Raw genomic sequence first — 19,787 nt, forward strand, 5'->3', positions numbered from 1 at the left:
ATACCCTTCCGCGATGATCCGCTCGTTCCGGAACCAGGCGACCGCGCGGTTGTTTGCCGACGAGGACGTGCCGCGCTTTCGTGCCATCGAGCGGCAGGCCCGGCGCAAATTGCTCCTGCTGGATGGTGCCGCGAAGCTGGATGATCTGCGCCAGCCTCCCGGCAACAGACTCGAAGCCCTGAAAGGGGATCGCCGCGGTCAATACTCGATCCGCATCAACGATCAATGGCGGATCTGCTTCGAATGGCGCGACGACGGCGCAGAGATGGTCGAGATTTTGGACTATCACTAGAGGCGGTCAGGATGGCCACACCAAAGCAGCTCCCCCCGATCCCTCCCGGCGAGATTCTGATCGAGGAATTCATGCGTCCGAACGGCATCAGCCAAAATAGGCTGGCACGCGATATCGACATCAACCCGGCCCGGGTCAACGACATCGTGCACGGCCGCTCTGCGATCACCGCTTCCGTCGCCCTGCGGCTGGCGAAGTATTTCGGCACGACGCCAGAACTGTGGATGAACCTGCAGGCCTCCTACGATCTGCGCCGCGCCCGCGCCGCAGACTGGCCCGCGATCGAGCCGCGCGTCCGCGTGCTCGCCGCGGAGTAGACGGGCTGCGGAAGCGACTGGCCCGGGAGTTGGAGGATTGAACATGGTGAGCACGACGCCGCTCGACGTGGCCGACTATCTCGAGAGTCCGGAGATGATCTCCGCCTATCTCGACGAGGCTTTTGCTTCCGAAGATCCCGCTTTGATCGACAAGGCGCTCGCAACGGTGAGGCGCGCGCCGGCGCAGCTCAAGACCATCCCAGCAGAGACGTTGAAGCGCATAACTGAACTGACGGAAGGCATGGTGTTCGATCCTGACGAGGACATTGAGGGCGGCGTCAATTTGTGACTTTTCGGCGCAGCTCAGCTCTGATTCATCAATGCTGTCACCGCCTCCTCCACCTCCTTACGCTCTTCGACCAGCACATACTCCCCTCGCCCCAGCGTCGCAGCACTCGCCGTGACCACCGCGCGCTTTGGACAGATGCCGAGGCAGCCGGTGATGACGAGCTTGGCGCGCTTGCCGCCGTGCACGGCGGCGTGCTGCTTGAGTTCCGATTTCAGCGCCTGCTTCAGCTTCTTGCCGTCCTTGATCCGCGAGAGGCATTTGCCGCAGATCAGCACCGGCGGCGGACGTTTGGCACGGAGGATGGTGGGGGAAGATTTGGCGGGCATGATCGTCATATAGGGACGATCGCGACGCGTTGGATGGTCGACCCCATTGAAACCCGCGAGTTCCTTGCGTCTCTTGCCGTCATGCCCGGCCTTGTGCCGGGCATCCACGAGGCCGCAGGAAAGACGTGGATGGCCGGGGCGAGCCCGGCCATGACGACGTGGCGAAGTTCGGGGCAAACAATTCGGGGCAAGCAAAAAGGGCAGCGCGTGCGGCGCCGCCCTTTTCAGTCAGTTCAGTTCGTCAACGCCGCGCGGACCACGCAATGCCGCCGCGCCGTGCGAAGCCGCCCCTCGCCTCACACCCGCTCGATGATGATCGCCGGGGCCATGCCGCCGGCGGCGCACATCGTGACGAGGCCGCGCTTCAGGCCGCGGCGCTCCAGTTCGTCGAGCACGGTGCCGATCAGGATCGCGCCGGTGGCGCCGATCGGGTGGCCGAGGGCGATCGAGCCGCCATTGACGTTGACCTTGTCACGGTCGAGGTCGAGGTCGCGGATGAATTTCTCGGTGACCACGGCGAAGGCTTCGTTGATCTCCCAGAGGTCGATATCGTCCTTGGTGAGTCCGGCCTTGGCCAGCACCTTCTTGGCCGCCGGCACCGGCGCGTTCAGCATCAGCGTCGGGTCGTCGCCGATATTGGCCATCGCCACGATCTTGGCGCGCGGCTTGAGGCCGTGGGCGTCGGCATAGGCCTTCGAGGTCAGCAGCACCGCGGCGGCGCCGTCGACCACGCCCGAGGAATTGCCGGCGTGGTGGACGTGCTTGATGTCGACGTCCGGATACTTCTGGTTGATCAGCTTGCGATAGGTGGTGCCCTTGTCGTCGAGCGGATAGTCGGCGATCGCGGTGAAGGCCGGCTTCAGCGCGGCGAGGCCTTCGGCGGTGGTTTCGGGGCGCGGATATTCGTCCTTCGCCAGCACGACGTTGCCGTCGTCGTCCTTGACCGGGATGATGCTCTTGTCGAAGCGGCCTTCCTTGATGGCGATCGCGGCGCGGCGCTGGCTCTCCAGCCCGAGCGCGTCGAGCGCCTCGCGGCTGATGCCTTCCATCGTGGCGATCGCGTCGCCGCAGATGCCCTGATGCGATTGCGGGTGCACCTGAGCGAGGCGGGCATTGCCCGAGCCCATGCCGAGTGGCGGCTTGCCGGCGGCCATGTCCTCGGCGGCCATCGATGCGGTCAGCGACATCATCTCGGTGCCGCCGGCGATCACCACGTCTTCCATGCCGCTCATGATCTGGGCCGCGGCGAAATTCACCGCGGTGATGCCGCCGCCGCAGAAACGGTCGAGCGTGGTGCCGGAGGCCTTGATGTCGTAGCCCGCATCGAGCGCCGCCATGCGGCCGAGGTCGCCGCCCTGCTTACCGCGCTGGGTGGAGGTCGACCAGATGATATCGTCGACTTCGGCGGTGTTGAGCTGGTTGCGCTCGGCAATGGCCTTGAGCACGGCGGCGGCAAGGTGTTGCGGATGCATCTCCGCCAGTTTGCCCTTGCCGACTTTGCCGATGCCGCGGGGGGTGCGGACGGCGTCGATGATGTAGGCTTCGGCCATTTTCTTGTTCTCCCAGGGTTCTTGAGATTGATTGGCGGCGAGATTGTCCGAGCCGGGTGCGAAGTCAAGCCCGCTGCGCACGCGCCTCGAATTGCCATTCGCCGCGCGGCCACGCATATTCCGCCGCAACGAATGTTCGTTGATCTGGGGGACGATAGGAATGGCCGACGCCGATCTGGATGGCATCATCCGGCAGCTTGCGAAGCAGCAGAACAAGACCCTGACGGGCGCGGCGAAAGCGCGGCGCGATCATTATCTCGGGCTCGCCGCCAAGGCCAAGGACGCCGGCGGCAAGGCGCGCGCCAAGTCCCTCGCCAAGGCCGCGATGGAGCAAGGCCTCGCCGCGGCGAAGCGGCTGCAGGTCGCCGCCGACAACGCGGCGGACTCCTACGCGCGCGCGATGCGGAAGGCGTCCGACACCGCGGCGGCTTCGTCGGCGGCGGAGACCAAGGCGGCCGCGAACAAGGCGGCGAAAGATTCCAGCGCCGCGACCACCGCCCGGCCGAAGCAAGGCAAGGCGCCTGCGAAGAAGAAGGCGGGCAAAACGAAGGCCTGAGTAGTTCGACACGGATGCACGCGCGCGGCCTGCGGCGACGTGCCTGCCGGCCGGCGGCCTGTCCGTAGCAACGGGACGCAACGCAGACGGCACGGTCTGCCGGACGGCAATCTGCAGTCAACTCTTGGTGAGCGGACGCCGCTCACCAAGCTGGTTCCGCGGGCTCCGGCGCCCGCGATGGCGCAAACCGGGGCGAAACCCCAATCATTTGTACACGAACAACATGGATCCGAGCCGGCGAGGCAGGTTCTGCCGTCGTTTCAGGCGGAACCCGGGGTCACGCTACTTTTGTGCATTGCACAAAAAGTAGTTGCAAATTTAATCAAATGGTCCTAATTCGTTCGTATTAGCACAGCAAAGGGTGCGGCGGCACGCGATGTCGCCTGGTGCTGCTGGCTGAATGTAACTCCAGTTTCCACGAACCCGGACCGTCTCATGACAGAGCACAGCCTCTGGCGTTTCTCGCGCGCTTTGCATCGCGCGCTCAACGAGCGCCGTCTTGATGACCTGGCGAACATCATCGACGAGGACGTCGATTGGGCGATCTATGGCCCGATCGACATGTTCCCGTTCTTCGGCGCGCGCCACGGCAAGGCCGCGGTGATCGAGGTCTGCCAGCAGATCGCCGACAACATCCGCATCCATCGCTACGATCGCGAGGCGATCATGCTCGGCGTCGACACCTCCGCGTCGATGGTCCGCTACTCGCTGACCGCGCTCGATACCAACAAGCCGATCAGCCTGCGGATGGCGCAGTTCGCGCAGTTCAGGGCCGGCAAACTGGTCAGCATGCGGATTCTGATCGACACGTTCGACCTGGTCGAACAGGCGATCGGCCATCCGATCGACCTGCCGCGGATCGCCTGAGCCCCCTCCCCCAACGATCCGGCGTGCGACTGTTAGGACTTGGTTAGCGAATTCGTGGAAACACCGGGTGGCCGCCGCAGATTGGCCGCGATGCGGTCAAAATGCGCTGCACTGATAGCTGCGCAAATGGCGTGCGGGGGACACACCGCGCTGCTCGACGCTCACCCAGGGGAACAGCCGATGAATGCCATTCCATCCGAGAAACTCGACACGCCCGAGACCGACGAAAATCTCGCCGCGGTTTCCGAAGTCGAAGCCGGTATCCGCGATTTCGTTCGCAACGACATCGCCTATCTGCGCCGGCCGTCGCCGGGCACGCCGAGCGGCACCGACGCCATGGCGTCGCCGTCGACCGCTCCGTCGCTCGACGCCAGCGCGGAGGCCACCGTGTCCAACGTCAATTCGCTGATCCAGCGCGTCGCCGGCACCTCGCTCGCCGAGATCGAGAACCTGATCGGCGAACTGGAAGCGCTGCGCGATCTGCTCCACGCCGAAGGCCAGCGTGTCCAGCGCGAGATCTCGGGCTATGCCCAGCTCAGCCAGCAGGCGATGAAATCGACCCGCATGATCGCCGACAACGTCTCGCAGTGGAAGCGCTCGGCCGAGAACCTGCGCAACGGCTGACGCCGCGCGCGCCCGCGCCGAACGACGACACACCGAATCGAATGCAGCCATCGCGAGGTGGCTGCATTTTTCGTGGGTGATGGACGAGGTGAAGGAAGCGTTAACGAGCGGCGCGATGCGCGCTCAGACGACCTGCCGGCTCAGCGGCTCGAGGTCGAAACGGTCGGCGCGTCGAACGAATAGGCGCCGTCGGCATAGCCCTTCACCACCATGCCGGTGGTGACAATCACGGCCAGAGTGATGGTGGCGAAAATGAAGCCCACCCACTTGAGTCCTACTTGGTCCGCCATCGTCTTCTAGTCCCCTTGCCCTGCCGGTCTGTCGAGCAATGCCCGTGCAGGGTTCACAACGTGTTAATAACGCGGCCGTTCCGGGCCCGTCTCCCCGAAAAGTCTCGCATTCGGTTAAAATGCCGACGGCTGTTGCGCGCGCGCCTCACTCGCCCGCCGGCCGCCGCGGCACGAAGGCCGTGGCGAGGAACGAGAACACCAATTCGTCGCGCTGATTGGTGCCGGAGTTGCGGGCCTGGATGATTCCCCACCCGGGCCGCGAATCGGACGGCCGCACCGATTCGACCACATTGGCGTAGGTGACGGTGTCGCCGGCGAGCACCGGCTTGAGCCAGCGCAGATCGCGAAAGCCCGGCGACGGCCCCCACACCGCGACCGGCTCGCCGCGCGCGGCCTCCGCGGCCGCCTCCTGCTGGCGCTCCAGCACCAACAGCCGCATGCAGGCCGAGGCGATGTGCCAGCCGGACGCCGCGAGCCCGCCGAACAGCGATCGACGGCCGGCCTCCTCGTCGAGATGAAACGGCTGCGGATCGAACTGCTTCGCGAAGGCGACGATGTTTTCGGCCGTGAACGCGTAGGTGCCGATCTCGCGGCGCTGGCCGACCTGGAGGTCTTCGAGAAAACGCATCGGGTGGTCTCGACTCTTCGCGCTAGCTGGCTTCGGTCGCGGCGACCGCTACGCGGCGCCGGATGATGATCGGCGACACCATCTCGCACAGCATCTGGCCCTTGCCGTTGCGGACGTGGCACTTGAACGTGACGATGCCGGTCTCGGGCCGGCTGTTCGACACCCGCGCCTCGATCACGTCGACCTCGATCGTGAGATCGTCGCCGGGGCGCAGCGGCGCCATCCAGCGCATCTCGTTGACGCCGGGCGAGCCGAGCGAGGCGGTGTCCTTGATGAAGCCGTCGTACATCATGCGCATCATCAGCGACGACAGATGCCAGCCCGAACCGGACAGCCCCTGCAGCATCGACGCCGCGGCGGCGCGTTCGTCGAGATGCATCGGCTGCGGATCGAACTCGGCGGCGAACGCGACGATCTCCTCGCGCGTGACGCGACGAGGACCGAAACGGCCGAAGTGGCCGGGGGGGAAATCTTCGAAGCTGAGGAGGGTCATGGCATTTGCTGGCGGGAGGCCTGATTGTGGCCGTTATTGGCGGCAATCACAAGTCACCATCCGGACTGCTGGGGAGATCGTAATGTTCAATTTTCGGGACCTGTTCCAATGGGACCGTTTCATCACGCCGACGATCATCAAGCCGTTCTACTGGCTGGTGATCGCGCTGACGGTGCTGTTCGGAATTTCGGGCGTTTTCTCCGGCCTCGCGGCGATGGCGGTATCGCCGTTCGGCGGCTTCATCCTGGTGCTGTCGAGCCTCGCCTCGATCCTGGTCGGCATCGTGTTCACCCGCATCATCGCCGAATTCATCCTGATCGTGTTCCGCATCAACGAACATCTCGGCGCGATCCGCGATCAGCAGGGATTCAGGTAGGACCAGAGCGCACGGCGTCATCCTGAGGCGCCCGCGCGTCACATGCACAGAAGACGCCCCGCATCGCGGATGCGCGGGCCTCGAAGGATGGGCGAGGTCCGCTGTGCTGTCCCCCTTCGAGGCTCGCCGAAGACGGCGAGCGCCTCAGGGTGACGGCCCTCGCCAAACCTCACGTATTGAATCGGAAATGCATCACGTCGCCGTCGGCGACGACGTATTCCTTGCCTTCCAGCCGCAGCTTGCCGCCATCGCGGGCGCCGGCTTCGCCGCCGAGCGTGGTGTAGTCGTCATAGGCGATGGTTTCGGCGCGGATGAAGCCCTTCTCGAAATCGGTATGGATCACGGCCGCCGCCTGCGGCGCCTTGGTGCCTTTGGTGATGGTCCAGGCGCGGGCTTCCTTGGGGCCGACGGTGAAATAGGTGATGAGGTGCAAGAGCTCGTAGCCGGCGCGGATCAGCCGGTCGAGCCCGGCCTCGTGCAGCCCCAGCGTATCGAGGAAATCGACGCGCTCTTCTTTCGACAGCGTCGCGATTTCGGATTCGATCTTGGCGGAAATCACCACCGCGACCGCGCCTTCGTCCTTGGCGCGCGCCATCACCGCTTGCGAGAATGCATTGCCCTCGGCGGCGGAGCCTTCCTCGACGTTGCAGACGTACAGAACCGGCTTCGAGGTCAACAGCCCGAGCATCCGGAACGCGCGCTCTTCCTCCGGCTTGCGTTCGAGGAAGCGCGCCGGCCGCCCCTCGCGCAGCAGCGTCAGCGCGCGGGTGACCAGTTCGAGCTGTTCCTTGGAATCCTTGTCGCCGCCCTTGGCCTTCTTGGTGAGGTTGTCGACGCGCTTCTCGAGGCTGTCGAGATCGGCGAGCATCAGCTCGGTCTCGATCGTGTCGATGTCGGCGATCGGCGCGACCCTTCCCTCGACATGGGTGATGTCACCGTCCTCGAAACAGCGCACCACATGAGCGATCGCGTCGACCTCGCGGATGGTGGCGAGGAACTGATTGCCGAGGCCTTCACCCTTGGAAGCGCCCTTCACCAGACCGGCGATGTCGACGAAGGTCAGCCGCGTCGGAATGATCTGCTGCGACTTGCCGACCTCGGCAAGCTTGTCGAGCCGCGGATCCGGGACCGCGACCTCGCCGACATTCGGCTCGATGGTGCAGAACGGATAGTTGGCCGCCTGCGCCGCCGCGGTCTCGGTCAGCGCATTGAACAGCGTCGACTTGCCGACATTCGGCAGCCCGACGATCCCGCATTTGAATCCCATATCGCCCTCTGTCTCGGAGCTTCGTCATGCCGGCCTTGTGCCGGGCATCCACGTCTTGCAGCATCGCCCAGACGTGGATGGCCGGGACGAGCCCGGCCATGACAGCGTGTTACTTGGCGACCTTGTTGTCGCCAGACTTCTTCTTGTCTTCGTCCAAAAATCCCTTGGCCTGCATCGCCAGATGCACCTTGTTGGCGAAGCTGGCGTCCTTGCCCTTGGCGATCAGGCCGGCATTGTCGGCGGCGATCTCGCATAGCGCCGCGACCCAGGGCCGCTCGCTCTTGGCGAAATCACCGAGCACGTGGCCGTGAACCATTTCCTTCACGCCGGGGTGACCGACGCCGAGCCGCACCCGCAGATAGTCGTTGCCGATATGCGCCGAGATCGAGCGCAGGCCGTTGTGTCCGGCGATGCCGCCGCCGACCTTGACCCGGACCTTCGCCGGCGGCAGTTCGATCTCGTCGTGAAACACCGCGACCTCACCCTGCCCGATCTTGTAGAAGCTCGCGGCTTCCTGCACGGCGCGGCCGGACTCGTTCATGTAGGTGAGCGGCTTCAACAGCGTGATCCGCTCGCCGTCGAGCGCGCCGTCCGATGTCTCGCCCTGAAAGCGACGGCGCCATGGCGAGAAGCCATGACGCCGTGCGATCTCGTCGATGACCATGAACCCGATGTTGTGCCGGTTGTCCTGATACTTCGTACCCGGATTGCCCAGCCCGACAAACAAGCGCATGCCGCGGCGTCCCGCGGATTACTTCTTCTTGGCCGCCGGAGCCGCCGGAGCCTTGGCCGCGCCGGCCTTGGCGGCGGGAGCCGCAGCCGCCGGAGCCTTGGCGGCACCAGCCTTGGCGGCAGGAGCCGCGGCCGCAGCCGCAGGCGCCGCGCCGGGCGCAGCAGCTTCTTCGTTGAAGCCCGACGGCGGCACGATGGTGACCAGCGTGACGTCCTCGCGCGACACCGACTTGACGCCCTTGGGCAGCGCGATGTCCGACAGATGCAGCGACACGCCGATATCCAGCGTCGAGACGTCGGCCTCGATGAACTGCGGGATCGCGTCGGCCGGAGCCTCGAGGTCGACGGTGTGGGTGACGATGTTGAAGGTGCCGCCGCGCTTCACGCCCGGGGCGGATTCGAGGCCCTTCAGATGCAGCGGCACGCTGATGCGGATGGTCGCACCTTCGCCGAGCCGCAGGAAGTCGACATGGACCGGGAAATCCTTGACCGGGTCGAGATGATAGTCGCGCGGGATCACCCGGTGCTTCTGGCCGTCGAGGACGACGTCGAAGATCGTGGTGAGGAAGCGGCCGGCCTGAATGCGCAGGCGCAGGTCCTTGTCCTCGACCGAGATCGGCAGCGGGGGCTTGTTGTCTCCGTAGATCACTCCGGGCACTCGGCCGGCGCGACGCTCTGCCCGGGCGGCCCCCTTGCCGCTCTTCGGACGTGCGGTCGCCTTGAATTCCATGACGGTCGCCATCGTTTAAGTCCTTGATCTGTAAAAAGTTAAAGGCCGCAACGCGGCCCATGCGAACGCCGCGGCAAGCCTCCAGGGGTGCGGGGGCCGCGGTCGTGCCGGGTTTCTAGCCGCAAAGGCCGCAAATGACAAGGAAATCGAGGTCTATCGCACCCATCGGTCGTCATTGCCGGGCTTGACCCGCCTGCGGGGCCGAAGCCCCTTCGGCGTGGCGAAGGCCCGGCAATCCATCCGCTTCGCGAAGTTTGATGGATGCCCGGGTCAAGCCCGGGCATGACGATTGTGCACGCTGGGGGCGCCTTGCCCCCTCGGGCCGTGAATCAGGCAGCGCCCGCTCACGCCACCGCGGTCGGGGGCTCGGAGCCGCCGCCGAGCTTGGCTTCGAGCGCCGCGATCCGCGCCTTGAGGGCTTCGTTCTCCTCGCGGGCGAGCCGAGCCATGTCCTTGACCGCCTCGAACTCCTCGCGCTTGACGATGTCGAGGTCGCGCAGGATCTTTTCGGCCTGGCTGCGCACCACGGAATCGACCTCGCGCTTGACGCCCTGCGCCGCGCCGGCGGCGTCGTTCATCAGACGGCCGATCTCGTCGAAAATCCGGTTGCTGGTCTGGGTCATGTCGAGAACTCCGGGTCGCTTGGCGCGAGGTTGCAGTCGAAACGCTTGCCGGCCGAAACCAGCCTGGACGAAACAATGGCGATGGCGGCGGCGCACTTCAAGGCGCCCGCGACGGCGTCTCCGCCGCCTTGTCAGCGCCGGCATTCCTTGCGATGTTCCCGTCGGCATCGCAAGGCCCCATTCGAGAGGACCGGTCGTCCGCATGATCGAGCAGCAGATCGAGATCCCGACCCTCGACGGCCGCGTCAGCACCTTCATCACCCATCCCGAACGCAACGGCCCGCATCCGGTGGTGCTGCTGTTCATGGACGCGCCCGGCATCCGCGAGGAACTGCGCGACATGGCACGGCGGCTCGGAACCTGCGGCTATTATGTGATGCTGCCGAGCCTGTATTACCGATCCGACGTGTTCGAACTCGGCCCGATCCCGGCCGACGACGAAGCCCCCGAACGCAAGCGGATGTACGAATTGATGGGCTCGCTCAGCATCGCGATGGTGATGCAGGACGCCAAGGCGCTGCTCGATTTCTCCGCGATGCAGCCCGCCGCCAGCAAGGGCCCGGCCGGCGCGGTCGGCTATTGCATGAGCGGACGTTACGCGATCAGCGCCGCCACGCACTTCCCCGACCGGGTCAAGGCCGCGGCGTCGATCTACGGCACCCATCTGGTGACCGACGCCGCCGACAGCCCGCACCGCACCGCGCGGAAGGCGAGCGGCGAACTGTATTTCGCCTGCGCCGAGACCGACCGCTGGGCGCCGCCGGAGATGATCGCAACGCTGCGCGAGTCGCTCGCCGCCGACGGCGTCGACGCCGAGGTGGAAATCTATCCCGGCACCCAGCACGCCTTCGCTTTTCCGCAGCGGCCGGTCTACAACCGCGAAGCCGCCGAACGGCATTGGGAACGACTTCTGGCGTTGTACCGGCGCAGGCTTCAGGGTTAAGCGAACCGACAATGCCATTTTTCGCCATCGCCTTCCCCGTGTTCGATCCGGTCGCCGTCGCTGTCGGCCCGTTCGAAATCCGCTGGTATGCGCTGGCCTATATCGCCGGCATCCTGCTCGGCTGGCTGTATGCCCGGATGCTGCTGCAGCGTGAGCGGCTGTGGGGCGGGCCGGCGCCGATCACGCCCGTCCAGTTCGACGACTTCATCCTGTGGGTGACGATCGGCATCATTCTCGGCGGCCGCACCGGCTACGTGCTGTTCTACAATCTCGATTTCTTCATCGCGAATCCGTCCGAAATCTTCGTGCTGTGGAAGGGCGGGATGTCGTTTCACGGCGGCTTCATGGGCTGCGTGGTCGCGGTGTTCCTGTTCGGCTGGAAGCGCAATATCTCGGTCGCCTCGCTCGGCGACATCACCTGTGCGGTCGGGCCGATCGGGCTTTTTCTCGGCAGGATCGCCAATTTCATCAACGGTGAGTTGTGGGGGCGCCCGGCGGATTCCACCGTGCCGTGGGCGATGGTGTTCCCCAATGCCGGTCCGCTGCCGCGGCATCCGAGCCAGCTCTATGAGGCCGGGCTCGAGGGCCTGGCGCTGTTCCTGATCCTGGCGCTGATGATCCGCGCCGGCGCGTTGAAGCGGCCGGGCCTGATCATCGGCGCGTTCCTCACCTTCTACGGGCTCGGCCGCATCACCGGCGAGTTCTTCCGCGAGCCCGATCCGCAGCTCGGCTTCCGGTGGGGCGGCATGACCATGGGCATGCTGCTGTCGGTGCCGATGGTGATCGCCGGCATCGTCGTGATGTTGGCGGCGCGCCGTCGCGCGAGCACGCCGCCGCAGCCCGCCGGCGCAAAACCCGGCGAGGCGGTGAAGTGAACGACGACTCGCCGTTGCTTGCCGAGATCAAGCGGCTGATCGAGACCGCCGGCCCGATGCCGGTGTGGCGCTATATGGAGCTCTGCCTCGCCCACCCCGAATACGGCTACTACGTGTCGCGCGATCCGCTCGGCCGCGAGGGCGATTTCACCACCTCGCCCGAGATCAGCCAGATGTTCGGCGAACTGATCGGGCTGTGGACCGCGTCGGTGTGGAAGGCTGTCGGCGAACCGGGCGTGCTGCGGCTGATCGAGATCGGTCCCGGCCGCGGCACCATGATCGCCGACGCGCTGCGGGCGCTGCGGGTGCTGCCGCCGCTGTATCAGTCGCTCAGCGTGCATCTGGTCGAGATCAATCCGGTGCTGCGCGCCAAGCAACAGGCGACGCTGGCCGGCATCCGCAACGTGCACTGGCACGAGGATTTCGCCGAGGTGCCGGAAGGCCCGGCGGTGGTGCTCGCCAATGAATATTTCGACGTGCTGCCGATCCACCAGGCGGTGAAGCGCGACGGCGGCTGGCACGAGCGCGTGATCGAGATCAGCGCCAGCGGCGACCTGGTGTTCGGCGTCGCCGACGATCCGATTCCGCGCTTCGAGGTGCTGCTGCCGCCGCTGGTGCAGATGGCCCCGGCCGGCACGGTGTTCGAATGGCGTCCGGACAACGAGATCATGGCGATCGCCGCGCGGCTGCGCGACCAAGGCGGGGCGGCGCTGATCATCGACTACGGCCATGTCCGCAGCGACGTCGGCGACACCTTCCAGGCGATCGCGCGCCACTCTTTCGCCGACCCACTGCAGCATCCCGGCGGCGCCGACCTCACCGCCCATGTCGATTTCCAGGCGCTCGGCCGCGCCGCCGAGACGATCGGCGCCCGCATCCACGGCCCGGTGACGCAGGGCGAATTCCTCAAGCGGCTGGGGATCGAGACCCGCGCGCTGTCGCTGATGGCCAAAGCGAGCGCGCAAGTCTCCGAGGACATCGCCGGCGCGCTGAAGCGACTGACCGGCGAAGGCCGCGGCGGGATGGGCGCGATGTTCAAGGTGATCGGCGTTTCGGATCCGAGCATCACCTCGCTGGTGGCGCTGAGCGACGACGCCGAACGCGCCGCGGAGGGACAAAAGGCATGACGATCGCCTCGCAGCGGCTCGCCGCCGTGCCCGGCCTGCGCCACGCCTTCTTCAGCCGCGCCGGCGGCGTGTCGCAGGGCATCTATGCCGGCCTCAATGGCGGCATCGGCTCGAACGACGATCCTGCGCATGTCGCCGAGAACCGGCGGCGGATGGCGCAGACGATGGGGGTGCCGCCGGAGCGCTTCCTCACCGTGTATCAGGTGCATTCGCCCGACGTCGCGGTGGCGCAGGCGCCGTGGGACAACGCCGCGCGGCCCAAGGCCGATGCGATGGTCACCGCCACGCCGGGGCTGGCGCTCGGCGTCACCGCGGCCGATTGCGGGCCGGTGCTGTTCGCCGACCCGACCGCGCGGGTGATCGGCGCCGCCCATGCCGGCTGGAAGGGCGCGCTGACCGGCGTGCTGGAAGCCACGCTCGATTCCATGGAAGGGCTCGGCGCCGCGCGCGGCCGCGTCATTGCGGCGATCGGTCCTCTGATCCGCCAGCCGAGCTACGAGGTCGGCGACGAATTCGTCGCGCGCTTCGCCGCGGCCGACGCCGATTACGTCCGGTTCTTCATCCCCGCGGCGCGGCCTGGACACGCGATGTTCGACCTCGGCGGTTTTATCCGGATGCGGCTGGAGAATGCCGGCGTGGCGGCGATCGACGACACCGGTATCGACACCTATCCGGACGAGAACTTCTTCAGCTACCGCCGCTCGGTCCACCGCAGCGAGCCCGATTACGGCCGCCAGATCCACGCCATCGTGCTGGAGCCGTCGGCGCAGGACGCGGCGGCCCTGCGGCCGCAAAAGTGAACGGCGATTAACCAAACTCGTTTACGAACAGACCCGCGGCCCGACCACCGATCTCAGTCCAAATTACTGAAAAATTTCATAGATTTTGAACGGCGCCGGGTTGTGAATGGTTAACCTGGGCACCGCCCCACCCTAGACCTTAACGGATTTTAACGATATCGCTTCGTCCGTCCTTTGGCCCTTGCGCCGCGCCTTCCGACGGAACCCGCAATGATCGTTCGCCCGCTCCGCCAGCCCGCTTTGCGCCTCGCGCGCGCCGTCCTGCTGCTGGGGCTGATGGGCGGAGTGAGCGGCTGCGTCACCGAAGGCGGCGGCTCCGGCCCGATGGCTTCGGCAAGCGGCGGATCGACCGTGGCGTTCGAATCGATCGACGGCCCGCCGCCGCCCGTGTTCGACCGCATGGTGTCGGTGCTCGACAGCGAATCCAAGCTGCGCAACATCCCGATCGTGTCGCGCGAAGGCGGCGCCGCCTATCGGGTGCGCAGCTATTTGTCCGCGCAGGTGCGCGGCAACCGCACCAACATCGCCTGGGTGTGGGACGTCTACGACCGCAACCAGCAGCGCGCGCTGCGGCTGTCCGGCGAGGAAGCGACCGGCCGGCCCGGCCGCGATGCCTGGGACCAGGCCGACGACACCGTGCTGCGCCGGATCGCCCAGGCCGGCTTCACCGGGCTGAGCGGCTTGGTGAACGGAACCTTACCTGCCGACTCCGCGCCACGTGCTCCGGCGGCGCGCGGACCGGCGATCGCCGACGCCCCGGCGAGCGACGAGCCGCCTGCGAGTTCGCTGAGCTTCGCCGCGCGCTGACCGCTACCTATGTCGAATCCGCATCGGAAAACCGCCCGCGACGGGTTGCCATCGCACGCCACCGGCTGATATCACCTCGCTCGCAAAAGCGCCCGTTTTCGTGAGTCAACCGATATGCTGAACGTTGTGTCCACCGCGGCGAGGGGAAACGCGTCGATGTCGTGGAAAAACGGCTCCGTCAAGCTTGTCGCCGGCAATTCCAATCCCGAGCTGGCGCGCGGCATTGCCGACTGGCTGAAGATGCCGCTCACCAAAGCCAGCGTCCGCCGCTTCGCCGACAACGAGGTGTTCGTCGAGATCCAGGAGAACGTCCGCGGCTCGGATGTCTACATCATCCAGTCGACGTCGTTTCCGACCAACGACCATCTGATGGAACTCTTGATCATCACCGACGCGCTGCGCCGCGCCTCGGCGCGCCGGATCACCGCGGTGATCCCGTATTTCGGCTACGCCCGCCAGGACCGCAAGGCCGGTGGACGAACGCCGATCTCGGCCAAGCTGGTCGCCAATCTGATCACCCATGCGGGGACGGATCGGGTGATGACGCTCGATCTGCACGCCGGCCAGATCCAGGGCTTCTTCGATATCCCGACCGATAACCTGTTCGCCTCGCCGGTGATGGTGCGCGACATCAAGGAGCGCTTCGACCTGTCGAAAGTCGCAGTGGTGTCGCCCGACGTCGGCGGCGTGGTCCGCGCCCGCGGTCTCGCCAAGCGCATCAACGCGCCGCTGGCGATCATCGACAAGCGCCGCGAGCGCGCCGGCGAATCCGAAGTGATGAACGTGATCGGCGAAGTCGAGGGCTATACCTGCATCCTGATCGACGACATCGTCGATTCCGGCGGCACGCTGGTGAACGCCGCCGACGCGCTGCTCGCCAACGGCGCCAAGGACGTCTACGCCTACATCACCCACGGCGTGCTGTCCGGCGGCGCCTGCGCCCGCATCAATTCCTCGAAGCTGAAAGAGCTGGTGATCACCGACTCGATCCAGCCGACCAACGCGGTGTGCAACAGCGCCAACATCCGCACCCTGTCGATCGCCTCGCTGATCGCCGAAGCGATCGGCCGCACCGCCTCCGAAGAGTCGGTGTCGAGCCTGTTCGACTGATAACTCACCCCCACACCGTCATTCCGGGGCACGCGCGCAGCGCGTGAACCCGGAATCCAGACGTTCAGGGCACCTCTGGATTCCGGGTTCGCGAGCTGCGCTCGCGCCCCGGAATGACGAACGAGAGAGCGTTTCCGATCGAGACTTACGCGCGCTGCGCAACGGCAGCGGCACAATCTCTCACACGATCCCCGCCGCCACCTGCCCCCTGAGCCGTTCGAGGCTGAGCAGCGTGTCGGCGCAGGCGTGGGCGACTTCGGCCCCCTTGGCGGCGAAGTGCTGCTTGAAGAACGCGACCTGCTCGGCGCCGCTTTCGAAGGATTGCGGCGTCGCCACCGCCGAAAACACCGGCACCTCGGTGCGGAGTTGCACGTCCATCAGCGCCTTGATCACCGTCTCGGCGACGAAGCCGGTGAGGCCGCCGTCGACGACGAGACCGGCGGCGACGATCGCGGTGTAGCGCCGCGTCTTGGCCAGCGTCTGCACATGCAGCGGAATTTCGAACGACCCCGGCACCTCGAACAGATCGACCTGCGACGCCTCGACGCCGCGCGCGACGATCTCGCGCGCGAACGCCTCCCAGCATTCGGCCACGACGTCGTGATGCCAGGACGACTGCACGAAGGCGACGCGCTGCGGCCGGGCGAACCGCGGATATTCCGCGGCGAGCGCAGGCGGCGGCGCGTCGGTGGGATCGGTCATGGTGTCGGTCATCGGGGCACTCGCCTGAGTTCTGGAACGAGCCTCAGGCTACCAGCGCGCGGCACCGAATCAAAGGTCGACGGCACGCCGCCGGACTCGCGACAGGTGAAATCCAACCGCCGGACTCGGACCACGCGAATCCGATTCCGTTTTGTTCTTCGCTGATGTGATCGAACTGTGGACGGGCCGCGGTTTGGCTGTGGATGGGTCACCCTCGGGATTGCACGGATTCGGCAAATCACATCATTTCAGTTCTGCAACCTCGGTTCGTCCGGATCACGCATTTGCAACGATCCACCGGGCACAGGCGCGTATCGGCCTGCCACATGCGTATCAGGCACATTCAACGTGAAGGTCGAGACGGCATGGCCATCCTCGAAGGCGTCTTCGATTCCAGAAACAACCCGCTCGAGGCGGTCGAAGACATCGCCGCGTCGAACGATCTGGTGTTCGAACGATCCGGCGAAGACGAAATCACCATCGCGGCGAAGGGTCAGTGGACCGACTACACGCTGTCCTTCACCTGGATGAGCGAGATCGAAGCGCTGCATCTGGCCTGCGCCTTCGACATGAAGGTGCCCTCGGCGCGGCGCAACGAGACCCAGCGGCTGATCGCGGCGATCAACGAACAGCTCTGGGTCGGTCATTTCGATCTGTGGACGCATACCGGCACGATCATGTTTCGCCAGGCGCTGGTGCTGCCCGGCGGACTATCGGCGACCAGCGCGCAATGCGAGACCATGCTGATCAGTTCGATCAGCGCCTGCGAGCGCTACTATCCGGCGATGCAGTTCACCGTGTGGGCCGGCAAGACCGCGGCGGAAGCGATGAGCGCCGCGATGTTCGACACCGAAGGCGAAGCGTAAGAACGCTCTCGCGAGCATCATTTCCCCTTCGTCATTGCGAGCGAAGCGAAGCAATCCAGAGCGCAGAGCAAGGGAGTGCTGGATTGCTTCGTCGCTTTGCTCCTCGCAATGACGAACTGATCCGGGCGGCCTCAGCCCTGGCACTTGTGACGCCCTCGTTGTTCCCATAAAACGCCTGCGAGAACGCGCCGCCGTCGCGGCGCGCGATGGATGCTCGCCATGGCCAACACTCCGAAGTCACCCGCCCTGCAGCAGCTCGGCGGCAATCTCGTGCTCGCCGGCGCCGGCAAGATGGGCGGCGCGCTGCTCACCGGCTGGCTTGCGCAAGGGCTCGACGGCGGCGAGGTGGTGGTGATCGACCCGCAGCCCTCCGACGAGATCCGCGCGCTGACCGCGCGCGGCGTTCGCATCAACGCCGCGGCGTCCGATGTCGGCGCGGTGGCGACGATGCTGGTCGCGGTGAAGCCGCAGACCTTCGCCGGCGCCGCTCCCGCGTTGCGCAGCTATGCCGGCCCCTCGACTCTGGTGGTGTCGGTGATGGCCGGCACGCCGATCGCCGCCCTCGCCGCGCAGATCGGCGGTCACGTCGTCCGCGCGATGCCGAACACGCCGGCGGCAATCGGCCGCGGCATCACGGTGGCGGTCGCCGCCGATGACGTCACGCCCCAACAGCGCGCCACTGCGGACGCGCTGCTGCGCGCCACCGGCGCGGTCGAATGGGTCGAGGACGAGAGCTTGATCGACGCCGTCACCGCGGTGTCGGGCTCGGGCCCGGCCTACGTCTTCCTGCTCGCCGAGGAACTGGCCCGCGCCGGCGTCGAGGCCGGCCTGCCGGAAGCGCTCGCGACGACGCTGGCGCGCGCCACCGTCGCGGGCTCCGGCGAACTGCTGCATCGCTCCGAGCTGGATTCCGCGACGCTGCGCCAAAACGTCACCTCCCCCGGCGGCACCACCGCCGCCGCACTCGCCGTGCTGATGGCCGACGACGGCTTCCGCCCGCTGCTGACCCGCGCGGTGGCGGCGGCGGCGAAGCGATCGCGGGAATTGGCGAAGTAATCGCGACGCTTCCACACACACCGACGTCATCGCCCGGCTCGACCGGGCGACCCAGTATTCCAGAGTGGTCGTTATAGACGTGTGCGCTCTGGAATACTGGATCACCCGCATGCGCGGGTGATGACGACAGTGTGTGCAGAATCGCTTCGTCCTACACCGGCACCCGCACCGTCGCGCGCAAGCCGCCCATCGGGCTGTCGCCCAGCGTGATGTCGCCGCCATGCGAGCGGGCGATGTCGCGGGCGATCGCAAGGCCGAGGCCGGTGCCGCCTTCGTCCTGGTTGCGGGCGTCGTCGAGCCGCAAGAACGGCTTGAACACTTCCTCGCGCATCGCCATCGGAATGCCGGGACCGTCGTCGTCGATCATCACCGTGAGATAGCGGTGATCGCGCTGGCCGGTGATGGCGATGGCGTCGGCGTGGCGCGCCGCGTTCGACACCAGATTGGCGAGGCAGCGCTTGAACGACGCCGGCTTGACCGTCACCACCGGCTGGCCGGAGAACGCCACAGTGGCGCGGTGGCCGTGACGCTCGGCGTCGCTGCGTAGTTCCTCGAGCGCCGCCGCCATGTCGGTCGGCTGCGCCCGCTCGCCGCTGTCGCCACGGGCGAAGGCGAGATAGGCCTCGAGCATCGCCGACATCTCGTCGACGTCCTTGCGCATGCCGTCGGTCTCCGGCGCGTCGCCGATCAGTTCGAGTTCGAGCTTGAACCGGGTCAGGATGGTGCGCAGATCGTGAGACACGCCGGCCAGCATCGCGGTGCGCTGCTCGATCGAGCGCTCGACGCGGGTCTTCATCTCGATGAAGGCGTAGGCCGCCCGCCGCACCTCGCGGGCGCCACGCGGCTTGAAGTTCGGCGCGTCGCGGCCCTTGCCGAAGCTCTCGGCGGCGTCGGCGAGCCGCAGAATCGGCCGGATCTGGTTGCGCAGGAACAGCACCGCGACGACCAGCAGCACCGCCGAGGTGCCGACCATCCACAACAGGAAGATTTCCGAATTCGACGCGTAGGCGGCGCTGCGCAGCGCGAACACCCGCATCACCGCATCGTCGAGCTGGATGCGGATTTCGACCAGATTGGAGCGGCCGACGGTGTCGATCCAGAACGGCCGCGCGATCTGCTTGCTGATCTGCTTGCTGATCGACTGATCGAGCAGCGAGAAGAACGGCTTGCTGCCCGGCGGCGGCATCTCGTTCGGGCCGAGGAAATCCACCACCAGACCGAGCCGGTTCTGCGCGATCCGGCGCAGCGCGGCGTTGTCCTTGTCCTGCGGGTAGCTCTTGTAGACGTCGATCAGCGCCGCGATGTCCTGCACCACCGCCGCCGACAGCCGCTGCGTCACCGTGTTCCAGTGCCGCTCCATGAACACGAAGGCGATCACCGATTGCAGCAGCACCATCGGCACGATCATGATCAACAGCGCGCGGGCGTACAGCCCCTTCGGCATGAAGTCGTTGAAGCGCTGCCCCATCCAGCCATTGGCGGCCGACACCCGCCGCCTGGCGGAGCGGATCAGCGTCAGGCCGGTGGCGAGCGTGCTCATC

Annotated in this window: 26 protein-coding genes; 15 read left to right on the forward strand and 11 right to left on the reverse strand. The window is 66.4% G+C overall.

Annotation, left to right across the window (positions count from 1 at the left end; genetic code table 11):
• Positions 1-13: 13 nt before the first annotated feature.
• The 3 genes from RPB_RS20885 (at position 14) to RPB_RS20895 (ending at position 898) form a co-directional block, all read left to right on the forward strand.
• Positions 14-292 (forward strand): type II toxin-antitoxin system RelE/ParE family toxin, encoded by a 279-nt coding sequence (locus RPB_RS20885; RefSeq protein ID WP_011443023.1) that lies wholly within the window; start codon positions 14-16, stop codon positions 290-292.
• On the forward strand, positions 244-609 hold the full coding sequence (locus RPB_RS20890; protein WP_245258271.1) for a HigA family addiction module antitoxin: 366 nt from the start codon (positions 244-246) through the stop codon (positions 607-609). Before RPB_RS20885 ends, RPB_RS20890 begins: the two co-directional genes overlap by 49 nt.
• Positions 610-676: 67 nt before the next feature.
• A complete protein-coding gene (locus RPB_RS20895; protein WP_245258272.1) occupies positions 677-898 on the forward strand; it encodes a transcriptional regulator in 222 nt (73 codons plus the stop codon).
• A gap of 14 nt (positions 899-912) precedes the next feature.
• On the opposite strand, the gene RPB_RS20900 is transcribed toward RPB_RS20895, so the two are convergent.
• On the reverse strand, positions 913-1,233 hold the full coding sequence (locus RPB_RS20900) for a (2Fe-2S) ferredoxin domain-containing protein (protein ID WP_041798390.1): 321 nt from the start codon (positions 1,231-1,233) through the stop codon (positions 913-915).
• Positions 1,234-1,520: 287 nt separating this feature from the next.
• Positions 1,521-2,774 (reverse strand): acetyl-CoA C-acetyltransferase, encoded by a 1,254-nt coding sequence (locus RPB_RS20905; RefSeq protein WP_011443027.1) that lies wholly within the window; start codon positions 2,772-2,774, stop codon positions 1,521-1,523.
• A 160-nt stretch (positions 2,775-2,934) separates the two neighbouring features.
• Between RPB_RS20905 and RPB_RS20910 the strand changes: the two genes are divergently transcribed.
• From RPB_RS20910 to RPB_RS20920, 3 genes are all read left to right on the forward strand, one after another.
• Positions 2,935-3,330, forward strand: a complete 396-nt coding sequence (locus RPB_RS20910) for a hypothetical protein (protein ID WP_011443028.1) — start codon at positions 2,935-2,937, stop codon at positions 3,328-3,330.
• Positions 3,331-3,765: 435 nt separating this feature from the next.
• A complete protein-coding gene (locus tag RPB_RS20915; protein ID WP_011443029.1) occupies positions 3,766-4,197 on the forward strand; it encodes a nuclear transport factor 2 family protein in 432 nt (143 codons plus the stop codon).
• A 180-nt stretch (positions 4,198-4,377) separates the two neighbouring features.
• Entirely contained in the window at positions 4,378-4,821 is a 444-nt protein-coding gene (locus tag RPB_RS20920) for a hypothetical protein (RefSeq protein ID WP_011443030.1), read from the forward strand.
• Between the two features lie 140 nt (positions 4,822-4,961).
• Here the strand turns inward: RPB_RS20920 and RPB_RS24965 are convergent, their stop codons facing one another.
• The 3 genes from RPB_RS24965 to RPB_RS20935 form a co-directional block, all read right to left on the reverse strand.
• Positions 4,962-5,111, reverse strand: coding sequence for a hypothetical protein (locus RPB_RS24965; protein ID WP_011443031.1), 150 nt, complete (start codon positions 5,109-5,111; stop codon positions 4,962-4,964).
• Positions 5,112-5,256: 145 nt separating this feature from the next.
• A complete protein-coding gene (locus RPB_RS20930; protein ID WP_011443032.1) occupies positions 5,257-5,739 on the reverse strand; it encodes a MaoC family dehydratase in 483 nt (160 codons plus the stop codon).
• Between the two features lie 22 nt (positions 5,740-5,761).
• The gene (locus RPB_RS20935; protein ID WP_011443033.1) at positions 5,762-6,232 is read right to left on the reverse strand and encodes a MaoC family dehydratase; all 471 of its coding nucleotides are present in this window, start codon (positions 6,230-6,232) and stop codon (positions 5,762-5,764) included.
• Positions 6,233-6,314: 82 nt separating this feature from the next.
• On the opposite strand from RPB_RS20935, the gene RPB_RS20940 reads away from it, so the two are divergent.
• Positions 6,315-6,608 (forward strand): DUF4282 domain-containing protein, encoded by a 294-nt coding sequence (locus RPB_RS20940; protein ID WP_011443034.1) that lies wholly within the window; start codon positions 6,315-6,317, stop codon positions 6,606-6,608.
• A 169-nt stretch (positions 6,609-6,777) separates the two neighbouring features.
• On the opposite strand, the gene ychF is transcribed toward RPB_RS20940, so the two are convergent.
• The 4 genes from ychF to RPB_RS20960 all read right to left on the reverse strand — a co-directional run bounded on the left by ychF (position 6,778) and on the right by RPB_RS20960 (position 9,960).
• A complete protein-coding gene (gene ychF / locus RPB_RS20945; RefSeq protein ID WP_011443035.1) occupies positions 6,778-7,875 on the reverse strand; it encodes a redox-regulated ATPase YchF in 1,098 nt (365 codons plus the stop codon).
• 109 nt (positions 7,876-7,984) lie between these two features.
• Positions 7,985-8,608, reverse strand: a complete 624-nt coding sequence (gene pth, locus RPB_RS20950) for an aminoacyl-tRNA hydrolase (RefSeq protein ID WP_011443036.1) — start codon at positions 8,606-8,608, stop codon at positions 7,985-7,987.
• A gap of 18 nt (positions 8,609-8,626) precedes the next feature.
• Entirely contained in the window at positions 8,627-9,349 is a 723-nt protein-coding gene (locus tag RPB_RS20955) for a 50S ribosomal protein L25/general stress protein Ctc (RefSeq protein WP_011443037.1), read from the reverse strand.
• A 332-nt stretch (positions 9,350-9,681) separates the two neighbouring features.
• Positions 9,682-9,960 (reverse strand): accessory factor UbiK family protein, encoded by a 279-nt coding sequence (locus RPB_RS20960; protein WP_011443038.1) that lies wholly within the window; start codon positions 9,958-9,960, stop codon positions 9,682-9,684.
• A gap of 202 nt (positions 9,961-10,162) precedes the next feature.
• Here RPB_RS20960 and RPB_RS20965 point away from each other — a divergent pair, with 202 nt between their 5' ends.
• From RPB_RS20965 to RPB_RS20990, 6 genes are all read left to right on the forward strand, one after another.
• Positions 10,163-10,903, forward strand: coding sequence for a dienelactone hydrolase family protein (locus tag RPB_RS20965; RefSeq protein ID WP_011443039.1), 741 nt, complete (start codon positions 10,163-10,165; stop codon positions 10,901-10,903).
• Positions 10,904-10,914: 11 nt separating this feature from the next.
• Positions 10,915-11,778, forward strand: coding sequence for a prolipoprotein diacylglyceryl transferase (gene lgt, locus RPB_RS20970; protein ID WP_011443040.1), 864 nt, complete (start codon positions 10,915-10,917; stop codon positions 11,776-11,778).
• Between the two features lie 56 nt (positions 11,779-11,834).
• A complete protein-coding gene (locus RPB_RS20975; RefSeq protein ID WP_085978207.1) occupies positions 11,835-12,905 on the forward strand; it encodes a class I SAM-dependent methyltransferase in 1,071 nt (356 codons plus the stop codon).
• The gene (gene pgeF, locus RPB_RS20980) at positions 12,902-13,705 is read left to right on the forward strand and encodes a peptidoglycan editing factor PgeF (protein ID WP_011443042.1); all 804 of its coding nucleotides are present in this window, start codon (positions 12,902-12,904) and stop codon (positions 13,703-13,705) included. The genes RPB_RS20975 and pgeF overlap by 4 nt, the downstream gene beginning before the upstream one ends.
• A gap of 210 nt (positions 13,706-13,915) precedes the next feature.
• On the forward strand, positions 13,916-14,512 hold the full coding sequence (locus RPB_RS20985; protein ID WP_011443043.1) for a hypothetical protein: 597 nt from the start codon (positions 13,916-13,918) through the stop codon (positions 14,510-14,512).
• 156 nt (positions 14,513-14,668) lie between these two features.
• Positions 14,669-15,622 (forward strand): ribose-phosphate pyrophosphokinase, encoded by a 954-nt coding sequence (locus RPB_RS20990; protein WP_011443044.1) that lies wholly within the window; start codon positions 14,669-14,671, stop codon positions 15,620-15,622.
• Between the two features lie 180 nt (positions 15,623-15,802).
• Here the strand turns inward: RPB_RS20990 and RPB_RS20995 are convergent, their stop codons facing one another.
• Positions 15,803-16,336 (reverse strand): 6,7-dimethyl-8-ribityllumazine synthase, encoded by a 534-nt coding sequence (locus tag RPB_RS20995; RefSeq protein ID WP_011443045.1) that lies wholly within the window; start codon positions 16,334-16,336, stop codon positions 15,803-15,805.
• Positions 16,337-16,689: 353 nt separating this feature from the next.
• On the opposite strand from RPB_RS20995, the gene RPB_RS21000 reads away from it, so the two are divergent.
• Together RPB_RS21000 and proC are read left to right on the forward strand one after the other, a co-directional pair.
• A complete protein-coding gene (locus RPB_RS21000; protein WP_011443046.1) occupies positions 16,690-17,190 on the forward strand; it encodes a YbjN domain-containing protein in 501 nt (166 codons plus the stop codon).
• A gap of 210 nt (positions 17,191-17,400) precedes the next feature.
• A complete protein-coding gene (gene proC, locus RPB_RS21005) occupies positions 17,401-18,246 on the forward strand; it encodes a pyrroline-5-carboxylate reductase (RefSeq protein ID WP_011443047.1) in 846 nt (281 codons plus the stop codon).
• 151 nt (positions 18,247-18,397) lie between these two features.
• Here proC and RPB_RS21010 read toward each other — a convergent pair whose 3' ends face one another.
• Complete coding sequence (locus RPB_RS21010) at positions 18,398-19,786, reverse strand: ATP-binding protein (protein WP_011443048.1); 1,389 nt, start codon at positions 19,784-19,786, stop codon at positions 18,398-18,400.
• Between the last annotated feature and the right edge of the window lies 1 nt (position 19,787).

The organism is Rhodopseudomonas palustris HaA2 (assembly GCF_000013365.1).
GTDB lineage: Bacteria > Pseudomonadota > Alphaproteobacteria > Rhizobiales > Xanthobacteraceae > Rhodopseudomonas > Rhodopseudomonas palustris_J.

What these genes read in the sequence shown, in the direction of transcription:
- RPB_RS20930 (WP_011443032.1), bottom strand. Translation starts at nt 5,739, where the DNA reads ATGCGTTTTCTCGAAGACCTCCAGGTCGGCCAGCGCCGCGAGATCGGC.
- RPB_RS20905 (WP_011443027.1), bottom strand. Translation starts at nt 2,774, where the DNA reads ATGGCCGAAGCCTACATCATCGACGCCGTCCGCACCCCCCGCGGCATC.
- lgt (WP_011443040.1), top strand. Translation starts at nt 10,915, where the DNA reads ATGCCATTTTTCGCCATCGCCTTCCCCGTGTTCGATCCGGTCGCCGTC.
- RPB_RS20975 (WP_085978207.1), top strand. Translation starts at nt 11,835, where the DNA reads ATGCCGGTGTGGCGCTATATGGAGCTCTGCCTCGCCCACCCCGAATAC.
- RPB_RS21010 (WP_011443048.1), bottom strand. Translation starts at nt 19,786, where the DNA reads ATGAGCACGCTCGCCACCGGCCTGACGCTGATCCGCTCCGCCAGGCGG.
- RPB_RS20995 (WP_011443045.1), bottom strand. Translation starts at nt 16,336, where the DNA reads ATGACCGACACCATGACCGATCCCACCGACGCGCCGCCGCCTGCGCTC.
- pgeF (WP_011443042.1), top strand. Translation starts at nt 12,902, where the DNA reads ATGACGATCGCCTCGCAGCGGCTCGCCGCCGTGCCCGGCCTGCGCCAC.
- RPB_RS24965 (WP_011443031.1), bottom strand. Translation starts at nt 5,111, where the DNA reads ATGGCGGACCAAGTAGGACTCAAGTGGGTGGGCTTCATTTTCGCCACC.
- RPB_RS20940 (WP_011443034.1), top strand. Translation starts at nt 6,315, where the DNA reads ATGTTCAATTTTCGGGACCTGTTCCAATGGGACCGTTTCATCACGCCG.
- RPB_RS21000 (WP_011443046.1), top strand. Translation starts at nt 16,690, where the DNA reads ATGGCCATCCTCGAAGGCGTCTTCGATTCCAGAAACAACCCGCTCGAG.
- RPB_RS20900 (WP_041798390.1), bottom strand. Translation starts at nt 1,233, where the DNA reads ATGACGATCATGCCCGCCAAATCTTCCCCCACCATCCTCCGTGCCAAA.
- RPB_RS20885 (WP_011443023.1), top strand. Translation starts at nt 14, where the DNA reads ATGATCCGCTCGTTCCGGAACCAGGCGACCGCGCGGTTGTTTGCCGAC.
- pth (WP_011443036.1), bottom strand. Translation starts at nt 8,608, where the DNA reads ATGCGCTTGTTTGTCGGGCTGGGCAATCCGGGTACGAAGTATCAGGAC.
- RPB_RS20960 (WP_011443038.1), bottom strand. Translation starts at nt 9,960, where the DNA reads ATGACCCAGACCAGCAACCGGATTTTCGACGAGATCGGCCGTCTGATG.
- RPB_RS20915 (WP_011443029.1), top strand. Translation starts at nt 3,766, where the DNA reads ATGACAGAGCACAGCCTCTGGCGTTTCTCGCGCGCTTTGCATCGCGCG.
- ychF (WP_011443035.1), bottom strand. Translation starts at nt 7,875, where the DNA reads ATGGGATTCAAATGCGGGATCGTCGGGCTGCCGAATGTCGGCAAGTCG.
- RPB_RS20990 (WP_011443044.1), top strand. Translation starts at nt 14,669, where the DNA reads ATGTCGTGGAAAAACGGCTCCGTCAAGCTTGTCGCCGGCAATTCCAAT.
- RPB_RS20910 (WP_011443028.1), top strand. Translation starts at nt 2,935, where the DNA reads ATGGCCGACGCCGATCTGGATGGCATCATCCGGCAGCTTGCGAAGCAG.
- RPB_RS20985 (WP_011443043.1), top strand. Translation starts at nt 13,916, where the DNA reads ATGATCGTTCGCCCGCTCCGCCAGCCCGCTTTGCGCCTCGCGCGCGCC.
- proC (WP_011443047.1), top strand. Translation starts at nt 17,401, where the DNA reads ATGCTCGCCATGGCCAACACTCCGAAGTCACCCGCCCTGCAGCAGCTC.
- RPB_RS20920 (WP_011443030.1), top strand. Translation starts at nt 4,378, where the DNA reads ATGAATGCCATTCCATCCGAGAAACTCGACACGCCCGAGACCGACGAA.
- RPB_RS20965 (WP_011443039.1), top strand. Translation starts at nt 10,163, where the DNA reads ATGATCGAGCAGCAGATCGAGATCCCGACCCTCGACGGCCGCGTCAGC.
- RPB_RS20890 (WP_245258271.1), top strand. Translation starts at nt 244, where the DNA reads ATGGCGCGACGACGGCGCAGAGATGGTCGAGATTTTGGACTATCACTA.
- RPB_RS20935 (WP_011443033.1), bottom strand. Translation starts at nt 6,232, where the DNA reads ATGACCCTCCTCAGCTTCGAAGATTTCCCCCCCGGCCACTTCGGCCGT.
- RPB_RS20955 (WP_011443037.1), bottom strand. Translation starts at nt 9,349, where the DNA reads ATGGCGACCGTCATGGAATTCAAGGCGACCGCACGTCCGAAGAGCGGC.